The organism is Pseudomonas sp. PS01299 (genome assembly GCF_029960145.1).
GTDB classification, from domain to species: Bacteria; Pseudomonadota; Gammaproteobacteria; order Pseudomonadales; family Pseudomonadaceae; genus Aquipseudomonas; species Aquipseudomonas putida_A.
This window is the reverse complement of sequence record NZ_JASCPO010000019.1, coordinates 37780-49838: the sequence shown is the minus strand read 5'-3', so window position 1 is coordinate 49838 and position 12059 is coordinate 37780. Positions and strand designations below refer to the sequence as shown.

Here is a 12059-nt window from a genome sequence, read left to right as displayed (position 1 = left end):
GCTCGCGATAGCGGTGTGTCAGTCGTTGAAATTTTGACTGACAGATTGCTATCGCGAGCAGGCTCACTCCTACAGAGGGAACAGCGTTGTCCTGTTGTTACTGCCAGCCGAACCGGCGGATGTAGAAGCCTTTCACCGCCTGGGTCAGCGCCATGTACGCCAGCAGGATCATCGGCAGGAACACGAAGTACATCGACGGCAGTGCCTGCAATTTGAAGTAGTTGGCCAGCGGCCCCATCGGCAGGAAGATCCCGACCGCCATGATGATCCCGGTCATCACCAGCAGCGGCATGGCTGCACGGCTTTGCAGGAACGGAATCTTCGGCGTGCGGATCATGTGCACGATTAGCGTCTGGGTCAGCAACCCCACCACGAACCAGCCGGACTGGAACAGGGTCTGGTGATCCGGGGTGTTGGCATCGAACACATACCACATCAAGGCAAACGTCAGGATGTCAAAGATCGAACTGATCGGCCCGAAGAACAGCATGAAGCGCCCGACATCCGCCGGCTGCCAGCGCTGCGGCTTCTTCAGCATCTCCTTGTCGACGTTGTCGAACGGAATCGCGATCTGTGAAATGTCGTAGAGCAGGTTCTGTACCAGCAGGTGCATCGGCAGCATCGGCAGGAACGGAATGAACGCACTGGCCACCAGCACCGAGAACACGTTGCCGAAGTTCGAGCTGGCGGTCATCTTGATGTACTTGAGCATGTTGGCGAAGGTGCGACGCCCCTCGAGTACGCCCTCCTCCAGCACCATCAGGCTCTTTTCCAGGAGGATGATGTCAGCGGCTTCCTTGGCGATGTCCACCGCGCTGTCCACCGAGATTCCGATGTCGGCGGTGCGCAGCGCCGGGGCGTCGTTGATGCCGTCGCCCATGAAGCCGACCACATGACCGTTGCCCTTGAGGATGCGCACGATGCGCTCTTTGTGCGACGGCGTCAGCTTGGCGAACACGTTGGTTTTTTCTACCGCCACGGCCAGCTCGGCATCGCTCATGCGCTCGACATCGTTGCCCATCAGCAAGCCCTGTTGGGCCAGACCGACTTCGCGGCAAATCTTCGCGGTCACCAGTTCGTTGTCACCGGTCAGCACTTTGACCGCCACACCGTGCTCGGCCAAAGCCTTGAGTGCCGGCGCGGTGCTTTCCTTCGGTGGATCAAGGAACGCCACGTAACCGATCAGCGTCAGTTCCTGCTCATCGGCCAGGCTGTAGGTGTCGCGACCTTCCGGCATCGAGCGGGCAGCCACTGCCACCACGCGCAAGCCTTCAGCGTTGAATGCTGCGGTGACCTGACGAATCCGGGTCAGCAATTCATCGCTCAAGGCTTCCTCGACGTCACCGTGCTGCACACGGGTGCACACCGCCAGCACTTCTTCCACCGCACCTTTGCAGATCAGTTGATGTGGCTGGCCACGCCCTTCGACCACCACCGACATGCGCCGGCGATTGAAGTCGAACGGAATCTCATCGACCTTGCGAAATGCCGTGCCGACTTTCAGTTCACGGTGAATTTCCACATGTTCCAGCACCGCCACGTCGAGCAGGTTTTTCAGCCCGGTCTGGTAGTAGCTGTTGAGGTAGGCCATTTCCAGCACGTCATCGGAGTCTTCACCCCAGACGTCGACATTGCGCGCGAGGAAGATCTTGTCCTGGGTCAGGGTGCCGGTCTTGTCGGTGCACAGCACGTCCATCGCGCCGAAGTTCTGGATCGCGTCCAGACGCTTGACGATGACCTTTTTGCGCGACAGGAACACCGCACCTTTGGCCAGGGTCGAGGTGACGATCATCGGCAGCATTTCCGGGGTCAGGCCCACGGCAATCGACAGCGCGAACAGCAGCGCTTCGGTCCAGTCGCCCTTGGTGAAACCGTTGATGAACAGCACCAGCGGCGCCATGACGAACATGAAGCGGATCAGCAGCCAGCTGACTTTGTTCACGCCCAGCTGGAACGAGGTCACCGCGCGGTCAGTTGCGCCCACACGCTGTGCCAACGCGCCGAAATAGGTGCTGTTGCCCGTGGTGAGAATCACCGCCACCGCCGTGCCGGACACCACGTTGGTGCCCATGAACAGAATGTTCTCCAGCTCCAGCGGATTGCGCGTGTCGCGGTCGGCCTGACGGGCGAATTTTTCCACCGGCATCGATTCACCGGTCATCGCCGCCTGGCTGACGAACAGGTCCTTGGCGCTGAGCACCCGGCAGTCGGCGGGAATCATGTCGCCGGCGGACAGCACGATCAGGTCGCCCGGCACCAGCTGCTTGATCGGCAGTTCGATGCGCGGCTCGTCGCGGCGCATCACCGTGGCGGTGTTGCTGACCATCGCCTTGAGCGCGTCGGCGGCCTGGTTGGATTTGCTTTCCTGCCAGAAGCGCAGCAGCGTCGACAGCACCACCATGGAGAAAATCACCGTGGCGGCTTTCAGGTCTTCGGTCAGCCACGAAATCACCGCCAACAGGGTCAGCAGCAGGTTGAACGGGTTTTTGTAGCAGTGCCACAGATGGGTCCACCATGGCAGCGGCTGCTCGTGTTCGACTTCGTTGAGGCCGTACTGCGCACGCAGGGCGTCGACTTCAAAATCGGTCAGGTCGTCGGTGTGAGTACCCAGTGACGACAGCAGTTCACCGCTGTCGCGATGGGCTGCATCGACCAGGGTGTTGGCCAGGGTGGGCGGGACTTCACGGCTGACCGTGGTGTCGGTGATCGATTCCAGCAGCGCCAGACGGCGGAAGTGCCGGGCGATGTGGCGTGTGCGCAGGAAGCCTGCGAAAAATTCCTTGAGCGTAAGTTTCATGGCTGTTGCCCCTATGGTCAGCCGGGAAACCGTCGAGCAGGTACGACCGCGCCTCGTACGCCGGAAAATCCGGCACGGCAAGGCTTGGCGCGCCGATCACAAAGGACAGGCGTGTCGATAGGTTTGCGATCGCGACCACACGGTCGAAATCACATACTTTCAGTGTCGATGAGAAGGACGTCGGGACATGGTCTCAACTGACCATGATCGGGATGCCGCTGCTCGCTTTACGGCGAGACAACGGCAGAGAAAGGCTGCGCGTTATCTTGCCGAGAATCTGCCGGTTACCGAGACCGGCCGACAACTGTCACTCGAACAAGTACCCACTGTGGGTCTCCGCTATTGATGAAAACGCGCGAAGCTTACGCCTCGATGATGGATGAGTAAACCCGTGTAAGAAGGTGTGTCGGGGATGTTCAGGAAGGGTTCAGGTTTCGGATTTTCAGCATTTCTGATGGCCCTATCGCGAGCAGGCTCACTCCTACAGTTGTCCTGCGTGCACAGAACATTGTAGGAGTGAGCCTGCTCGCGATAGCGGTATTACAGACGACGCAAAACTCAGCTGGCCGTCGCCAACAACAGATCCGCTACCGAACGATGCCCACGGTTCTTGCCATGCTCATACAGCGAACCGGCAATCTCGTCGGCACGCACCGGCAACACCGACAGCAATGTATCACTCAGGCCATGGCTGGCCTGGCAGAAGCCCTGCATGTACAGACCGGCCTTGCAGCGTTCGTCGGTGATCAGTTTGTAGTTGCGATCGACCTCGAAATCACCGAGGTATTCTTCCAGCGGTGCCAACAGTTTGCGGTGCATCTGCCGCTCGTAACCGGTGGCCAGGACCACGGCGTCATAGAGGCGCACGGTGACTTCGCCGGTGGCGTTGTTGCGCACCGCCAGTTCGATGCCGCGTTCGGTGGCGGTGGCGCTCTCGACGGTGGTCAGGGTACGGAACGCATGACGGGCGATACCCGAGACTTTCTGGCGATAGAAGATGCCGTAGATGCGTTCGATCAGGTCGATGTCGACCACTGAGTAGTTGGTGTTGTGGTACTCGTTGACCAGGCGCTCACGCTCGGCGCTGTTTTGCTGGAACACCAGATCGGTGAACTCCGGCGAGAACACTTCGTTGACGAACGGGCTGTCATCCGCAGGCTTGAGGGCCGAACCGCGCAGGATCATGTCGACCTGCACCGACGGGAACGAATCGTTCAGATCGATAAAGGCTTCCGCCGCGCTCTGCCCGCCGCCGATGATCGCGATGCTCATCGGTTGGTTGTTCACACACGGCTGTTTGGCCATCTGCGACAGATACTGCGAGTGGTGGAACACGCGGCTGTCACCCTTCAGCGCCTTGAACGCCTCCGGAATACGCGGTGTGCCGCCGGCGCTGACCACCACCGAACGCGCAGTGCGCACCAACTGCTGGCCTTCGCTGTCGCGGGAGATCACGCGCAATGCTTCAACCTGATGGTTGTGCAGCACCGGTTCGATGGTCAGCACTTCTTCGCCATAGCGGCTCTGCTCGGTGAACTGCCCGGCAACCCAGCGCAGGTAGTCGTTGTACTCCATGCGGCACGGGTAGAAGGTGCCGAGGTTGATGAAGTCCACCAGACGGCCGTGAGCCTTCAGGTAATTGACGAACGAGTACGGGCTGGTCGGGTTGCGCAGGGTCACCAGATCCTTGAGGAAGGAAATCTGCAATTCGCTTTGGGTCGACAGGGTGTTGCCGTGCCAGCTGTAGTTGGCCTGCTTGTCGAGGAACAGCACATCCAGCTCGCCGTGGGTCGGGCCGCGCTCTTGCAGAGCGATGGCCAGCGCCAGGTTCGAAGGGCCGAAACCGACGCCGATCAGGTCGTGAACGATGGGCGATGCAATTGCCTGAGTCATTTCCAGTGTCCTCTGGATGAACCCCTCAACAAGGGGAAAGGAGAGCCTAAGTGACCCGACTGGCCTTGAGCAGGACAGCAGGTCGTCTGTTGAGTAGGAACGAGGACAGTGAAATAAAATTTAGCGATGGCGGCTCAATGGGCATCCCATTGCTTGATGCGCAGACGGCAATGCTTCATCGCATTGACGATGTGTTTTTCCACCAGTGCCTTGGAAATTCCCAGCTGTTCGGCAATCTGCGGGTGCGACAGGCCTTCGATCTTGCGCAGCAGAAAACTGTCGCGGCACAGCGGCGACAATTCCGCCAGTGCACGCTGGAGCATCTCCAGACGCTGGCCGTGATCGAGAGTGCCATGGGGCGACGGGGTGAAATAGCGCTCTTCGCTGTCGAGCACTTCCAGTGGCTCGACCTGGCGCAAGGCGTTGCGCCGATGATCGTCGATCACCAGATTCAACGCAGTGCGATAAAGAAAGGCCCGGGGCTGCTCGATGGGCGTGTCGCTGGAGCGTTCCAGAACCCGCACATAAGCGTCATGCACCACATCTTCGGCGACCTGACGGTTGCCGAGCTTGGCGTTCAGGAAACACACCAGCTCGCGATAGTAGTTTTCCAACATGACTCCCGGCCGCTTCGATGCGGATTCGATCCTTGAGCACACTGATCGACGGCCCGCGAACACGGGTAGCAAGATAGTGGCAACTGAGGTGCGTAATTTATAGTAATTCTCATATAGATTTAAAGTGGCGTTTGTCGTTGCCCGCTAAATAGTGCCGTTCCATACCTGTAACATCCTGTGTCTTCGCTTAAATTCCCCCGCGTATTCATCGTTTACAGGACAGCTCCCCGTGTCTGTCGCGCCCTGCGACAGCGTTCAACGGCTGCGCGCTGTGGCGTGCAGCCGGACGACGGGCCGAATTCCACTGGCCGGAACCCTGCATGAAACGTCCCCGCCCCGCTCGACGCGCCCTGCTCGCAGTCCTTTGTCTGATTCCTGTTGTTGCCTACGCCGCGTGGCAAATCATGCCGCCGGGACGCGACCGTTTTGCCACCGTGCAAGTCAGTCGTGGCGACATCGAAAGCAGCGTCACCGCACTGGGCACTCTGCAACCGCGCCGATATGTCGATGTCGGTGCGCAGGCCTCCGGGCAGATCCAGAAAATCCACGTCGAAGTCGGTGACGTGGTCAAGGAAGGTCAACTGCTGGTGGAAATCGATCCGTCCACGCAGAAGGCCAAACTCGACGCCGGACGCTTCTCCATCGAAAACCTTAAGGCACAATTGCAGGAGCAACGCGCCCAGCATGAACTGGCGCGGCAGAAGTATCAGCGCCAGCAGAATCTCGTGGCCGGCGGCGCCACCCGTGAAGAAGACGTGCAGACCGCCCGCGCCGAACTGAAAGCCACTCAGGCCCGCGTCGACATGTTCCAGGCACAGATCCGCCAGGCTGAAGCGAGCCTGCGCAGCGATCAGGCTGAACTCGGCTACACGCGGATTTATGCGCCGATGGCCGGCACCGTGGTTGCCCTCGACGCCCGCGAAGGCCAGACCCTCAACGCGCAACAGCAGACGCCGCTGATCCTGCGCATCGCCAAGCTGTCACCGATGACCGTGTGGGCCGAGGTTTCCGAGGCCGACATCGGCCACGTCAAACCGGGCATGACCGCCTACTTCACCACCCTCAGCGGCGGCCAGCGGCGCTGGAGCAGCACCGTGCGGCAGATTCTGCCGGTGCCGCCCAAGCCGCTGGACCAGACCAGCCAGGGCGGCGGCAGCCCAGCCAGCAGCAGTAAAAGCGGCAGCGCCCGCGTTGTGCTGTACACGGTTTTGCTCGACGTCGATAACGCCGACAACGCCTTGATGGCCGAGATGACCACCCAGGTGTTTTTCGTCGCCAATCAGGCCAAAGGCGTGCTCACAGCGCCGGTCGCCGCATTGCAGGGCAGCACCACGGCCAACCTGCAAACCGCGCAGGTGGTGGCGGCCAACGGCGACATCCAGCAACGCGAGGTACGCACCGGCATCAGCGACCGGCTCAAGGTGCAGATTGTCGACGGCCTCAACGAAGGCGATCATCTGCTGATCGGCCCGGTCGACGGCAGCGGAGGCTGAATGCAAACGCCTCTGATCGACCTGCAGGGCATTCGCAAATCCTACGGCGGCGGTGACGCTCCGCAAGTTCACGTGTTGCGCGGCATCGACCTGTCGATTCACGCCGGTGAATTCGTGGCGATTGTCGGCGCTTCCGGCTCCGGCAAATCGACCCTGATGAATATCCTCGGCTGCCTCGACCACCCGACCTCCGGCGAGTACCGCTTTGCCGGGGAAAACGTCGCCGGCCTCGACAGCGACGAGCTGGCCTGGCTGCGCCGCGAAGCCTTTGGATTTGTGTTCCAGGGCTATCACCTGATTCCGTCCGGCTCGGCCCAGGAAAACGTCGAGATGCCGGCGATCTATGCCGGCACCCCGGCCGCCGAGCGTCACGCCCGCGCCGCCGCCCTGCTCGACCGACTCGGCCTGGCCTCGCGCACCGGCAACCGCCCGCATCAGTTGTCCGGTGGCCAACAGCAACGGGTGTCGATTGCCCGGGCGTTGATGAACGGCGGCCATATCATCCTCGCCGACGAACCCACCGGCGCCCTCGACAGCCACAGCGGCAAAGAAGTGATGACGCTGCTCGATGAGCTGGCGAGCCAGGGCCACGTAGTGATCCTCATCACCCACGACCGCGAAGTCGCGGCCCGGGCCAAACGCATCATCGAAATACGCGACGGCCTGATCATCAGCGACAGCGCCCGCGATGATCCCCACGCCCAGACCAGCGCCAACCCCGGCGCGCTGCAAGCGGTGGATCTGCGCCAGCGTCTGGCCGACGGCGCCGAAGCCACTGGCGCGTGGAAAGGTGAACTGGTCGATGCCCTGCATGCCGCGTGGCGGGTGATGTGGATCAACCGCTTTCGCACAGCGCTGACCCTGCTCGGGATCATCATCGGCGTGGCGTCGGTGGTGGTGATGCTGGCGGTCGGTGAAGGCAGCAAACGCCAGGTGATGGCGCAGATGGGCGCCTTCGGTTCAAACATTATTTACCTCAGCGGCTCAGCGCCCAACCCGCGCACGCCGCCGGGGATCATCACCCTCGACGATGTGCACGCGCTGGCCAGCCTGCCGCAAGTGCAGCGGATCATGCCGGTCAACGGCGCCGAGGCCGGCGTACGTTACGGTAATGCCGACCACCTGAGTTACGTCGGTGGCAACGACACCAACTTCCCGGCGATCTTCAACTGGCCGGTGGTGCAAGGCAGTTACTTCACCGAGGCCGATGAGCAGAATGCTGCAGCCGTCGCGGTGATCGGCCACAAAGTCCGCAGCAAACTGCTCAAGGATGTGCCGAACCCGATCGGCCAATTCATCCTGATCGAGAATGTGCCGTTCCAGGTGGTCGGCGTGCTCGCCGAAAAGGGCGCCAGCTCCGGCGACTCCGACAGTGATAACCGCATCGCCATCCCCTATTCGGCGGCCAGCGTCCGGCTGTTCGGCACGCGCAATCCGGAATACGTGGCCATTGCCGCCGCCGACGCGCGCAAGGTCAAGGACACCGAGCAGGCCATCGAGCAACTGATGCTGCGCCTGCACAACGGCAAGAAGGATTTCGAACTGACCAACAACGCCGCGATGATCCAGGCCGAGGCCCGCACCCAGAACACCCTGTCGCTGATGCTCGGTTCGATTGCGGCGATTTCGCTGCTGGTCGGCGGCATCGGCGTGATGAACATCATGCTCATGACCGTGCGCGAGCGGACTCGCGAGATCGGCATTCGCATGGCCACCGGCGCCCGCCAGCGCGACATCCTCCGGCAGTTCCTCACCGAAGCGGTGATGCTCTCGGTGGTCGGCGGCATTGCCGGGATCGCCCTGGCCTTGATTGTCGGCGGCGTGCTGATCCTCAGCGAAGTGGCCGTGGCCTTTTCCTTGATGGCGGTACTCGGCGCCTTCGGCTGCGCCCTGGTCACCGGTGTTGTCTTCGGCTTCATGCCTGCCCGCAAAGCTGCCCGGCTCGACCCGGTCACAGCCCTTACCAGTGAATGATCGATTTATGAAACCGCGCCTCAGCCTGTTGACCGTGTGCCTGATCCTCAGTGCCTGCGGCAGTCCCGTTCAACGCCCGGACAGCGGTGTGCAGGCGCCTGCTGCCTGGCAGTCGCCCCATGGCGCCAGCGTTGCCCGCAATAGCCCGCAGTGGTGGACGCAATTTGGCAGCCCGGAACTGGATCGTCTGATCGAACAGGCTCGCGTCGGCAGTTTCGACCTCGCGGCCGCCGTCGCTCGAGTGCGTCAAGCGCAGGCAGGCACTGTCATCGCTGGCGGCTCTCAGTTGCCGGAGGTCAAGGCCGGCCTGAATGCCAATCGGCAGAAACTGCTGCGCGGCAATGGCTACAGCCAACTCGATGCCAACAGCAGCAACAAGGCTGTGGACTATTTCGATACCAACCTGAGCGCCACTTACGAAATCGATTTCTGGGGCGGCAAACGCGCCTCGCGCGACAGTGCGCAGTTCGCCCTGCAGGCCAGCGAATTCGACCGGGCGACGGTCGAACTGACATTGCTCAGCGGCGTTGCCAGCACGTATGCGCAAACCTTGTCGCTACGCGAGCAGAGCCGCATCGCCGAACTCAATCTGGCCAACGCGCAAAGCGTGCTGAAACTGGTGCAGACGCGGTTTGATTCAGGCTCAGCCACCGCGCTGGAGCTGGCGCAACAGAAGAGCCTGGTCGCCGCCCAGCAATGGCAATTGCCGCGCGTGCAACAGCAAGCCCAGGACGCGCTGATCAGCCTCGCCGCCCTCCTCGGCCGACCGGTGCAGCAACTGTCGGCGACAGAGCCCTTCGAGCACCTGCAATGGCCAGACATCGCCGCCGGCGTGCCCAGCGAGTTGCTCACGCATCGTCCGGACATCGCACGCGCCGAAGCCCAACTGGCCGCCGCCGAAGCTGACGTCAAAGTCGCTCGCGCGGCCATGTTGCCGGCACTGACCCTGACCGCCCAACTCGGCTCGGGCGCCAATCAGTTCGGCGATTTGATCCGCAGCCCTTTCTACAACCTGACCGCCGGACTGGTCGCACCGATTTTCAATAACGGTCGCCTCGGCGCTGAACGCGACAAGGCCTCGGCGCGCCAGCAAGAGCTGCTGGAAACTTACCGTGGGGCAATCATCAACGGTTTCGCCGATGTGGAAAAAGCGCTCAATAGCATTCGTCGCCTGGATGAGCAGCGGTTGTGGCAGAACGAAGAACTGAATCAGGCGCAGACCGCATTCGACATCGCCCAAAGCCGTTACCAGGCCGGCGCTGAAGACTTGCTGACTGTCCTCGAAACCCAGCGCACCTTGTACGCAGCGCAGGATCAGAACGTGCAACTGCGCCTGGCGCGGATGCAGGCGAGCATTGCGCTGTACAAGGCGCTTGGTGGCGGGTGGCAGACCTTGTAATTGCGGCGACTGACAGATCGCCTTCGCGAGCAAGCTCGCTCCCACACTTGATCGTGTTCCATCAGCAGGAATGCGTTCTCATGCAGGAGTCAGCCAGCTCGCGATGGCGGTGGCTCAGGCAATTGAATGTCGACTGGTCGGGCGCTATCGCGAGCAGGCTCACTCCTACAGGGTGTCCGGGGTCAGTCCGGACATTGTGGGCTGACACCTGAACCTGTGGGAGCGAGCCTGCTCGCGAATGATCGATGACGCAGCCCTCAAGCCGGGCTGGTTTTAGGCTTCAGATTGCGCGCATACCATGGCCGTTGCGGCACGCGGCGGAACAGGCCGGCGAGTTTTTCCTCGTCGGTGATGAAGGTGATGCGCAGCGCCAGCTTCATGGTTTCCGGATCCATCTCCACCGACTTGCCCATCTGCAAACCCGGCGTGGTGCTGCAGCCATGGGTGATCGGCCCGAGCCACGGGTCGTCGACCTCGACCCAGCGCCCCGGGGCAAACCATGGCACGCCATTGACCTGCAGCCGCGTGACTTCACCCGGATGGAAGCGCTCGTGGGCGCGGAACCAGTCCTCGATGCGATCATCGATCCAGCCATGGAAATGCCAGAACGTCGGGTTGACGTGGGAAGAAAACGGATCGCCGAGGAAATCGTTCTCGGCGTTGTACCAGCGGGCCGCGAAGTCCGCCGGATCGCGGGCAAACGGCACCGGCTGACCGTTGGACGGATCGCGTGGCACGGAGGCCCAGCGCATGTGCAGCCAGTCATGCAGGCCCAGCTCGACTTCGGAGCCGAACTGGCCGAGGGTGAGCCGGGCCAGATACGCCGGATCGCGGTACTGCGACTCCCAGACCTGGAAGTTGCTTTCGTAGGTTTCGGCAGTCTTGATGTCACTGACCCACTGACTGAATTCGTCATCGCCCGCCGCCGTCCAGGTCGGTGGCAAGGCCGTGCCGTCGTGGTTGTCGAAATAGCGGGCGAAGCCGACGCGGTCGCGGATCAGCTCCGGCTGCGGCAGCGGAAAAAACGCCCAGGATGGCAGATCCTGCATCGAGCGCGCCGTCCCGAGCATGTGCCGGTGCATGAAGAAAAAGTCCACGCCCGAGCCATTGCGATCCTTGCGCGGGCCACGGGCATCGCGCTCCTTGTCACGCGGGCCGGGCTGCCAGCCAATGCCGCGCAAGGCCTCGCGCTTGTCCTCGGGCAGTTTGTGCCACTTGTCCCGGGTCGCATGCCACAACTGGTGAAACAGGCGATGCTCGGGAGAGATAAGCCACGCCAGCAACGTCGGGTTGAGCGGCGTGCGCTCGCGCGCTTCGGGAAACAGCCGCTTGACGGCGACGAAGCGATTGTCCTGCGCCGGCAAGGCCAGCGACCGGTCCAGGCGCAAGGCCTTGCCGCTGAGGGTGCCACTGCCGGCATTGCCGAAGTCGGCCCAGACCTCATCGAGGATCATCTCCAGCTCATAGCTGATCTGACCGTCAGCGCCGATCAGGCGCCAGCTCAGCTTCGCCGCATCGGCTTTCGCGAGGTCGCCCAGAATTCGATAACGCGGTGTTTCAGCGGAGCGCAGGCGCTCGGGCGTGTCGAGAAAACCGCACACGCCGCGTCCCTTCTGGCCGATGTCGAGAAACACTTGCAGACCCTTGAGCGGCAAGCCCTCGAGGCCGGCATCGGCACCTTCGAAACGGATATCCCACACCCCGCGCAACGCATTCGCCAGGCGCTGCCCGGCCATGTCGGCGACGTCGAAAGACGCTTCGCCCGGGGTGATCGTCGGGTCCGGCTTCGTCCATTCACGATGCCCGAAATACGCCGCAGGCACGGCAGCGCCGGTCAGCGCCAGGCCCGCCATGAACCATCGTCGAGAAATCTTCATTGCCCTACC

At 62.1% G+C, this 12059-nt stretch carries 7 protein-coding genes; 3 read left to right on the top strand and 4 right to left on the bottom strand.

From position 1 onward, the window contains the following. Nucleotides 1–97: 97 nt before the first annotated feature. The 3 genes from mgtA to QMX91_RS06275 form a co-directional block, all read right to left on the bottom strand. Complete coding sequence (gene mgtA / locus QMX91_RS06285; protein WP_282412423.1) at nt 98–2797, bottom strand: magnesium-translocating P-type ATPase; 2700 nt, start codon at nt 2795–2797, stop codon at nt 98–100. Between the two features lie 558 nt (nt 2798–3355). Continuing rightward, the gene (locus QMX91_RS06280; RefSeq protein ID WP_135295340.1) at nt 3356–4690 is read right to left on the bottom strand and encodes a SidA/IucD/PvdA family monooxygenase; all 1335 of its coding nucleotides are present in this window, start codon (nt 4688–4690) and stop codon (nt 3356–3358) included. A gap of 134 nt (nt 4691–4824) precedes the next feature. After that, nucleotides 4825–5307: a sigma-70 family RNA polymerase sigma factor gene (locus QMX91_RS06275; protein WP_027614027.1), complete on the bottom strand. Its 483-nt coding sequence runs from the start codon at nt 5305–5307 to the stop codon at nt 4825–4827. A gap of 320 nt (nt 5308–5627) precedes the next feature. Here QMX91_RS06275 and QMX91_RS06270 point away from each other — a divergent pair, with 320 nt between their 5' ends. Genes QMX91_RS06270 through QMX91_RS06260 form a run of 3 tightly spaced genes read left to right on the top strand, consistent with a single transcriptional unit; the run spans nt 5628 to nt 10173 of the window. Continuing rightward, nucleotides 5628–6800, top strand: coding sequence for an efflux RND transporter periplasmic adaptor subunit (locus tag QMX91_RS06270; RefSeq protein ID WP_135295339.1), 1173 nt, complete (start codon nt 5628–5630; stop codon nt 6798–6800). Next, on the top strand, nt 6801–8774 hold the full coding sequence (locus QMX91_RS06265; RefSeq protein ID WP_098968011.1) for a MacB family efflux pump subunit: 1974 nt from the start codon (nt 6801–6803) through the stop codon (nt 8772–8774). A 7-nt stretch (nt 8775–8781) separates the two neighbouring features. Beyond that, nucleotides 8782–10173 (top strand): efflux transporter outer membrane subunit, encoded by a 1392-nt coding sequence (locus tag QMX91_RS06260; RefSeq protein WP_282412422.1) that lies wholly within the window; start codon nt 8782–8784, stop codon nt 10171–10173. Between the two features lie 257 nt (nt 10174–10430). On the opposite strand, the gene QMX91_RS06255 is transcribed toward QMX91_RS06260, so the two are convergent. Continuing rightward, on the bottom strand, nt 10431–12050 hold the full coding sequence (locus QMX91_RS06255) for a PvdJ/PvdD/PvdP-like protein (RefSeq protein WP_282412421.1): 1620 nt from the start codon (nt 12048–12050) through the stop codon (nt 10431–10433). Nucleotides 12051–12059: the final 9 nt, after the last annotated feature.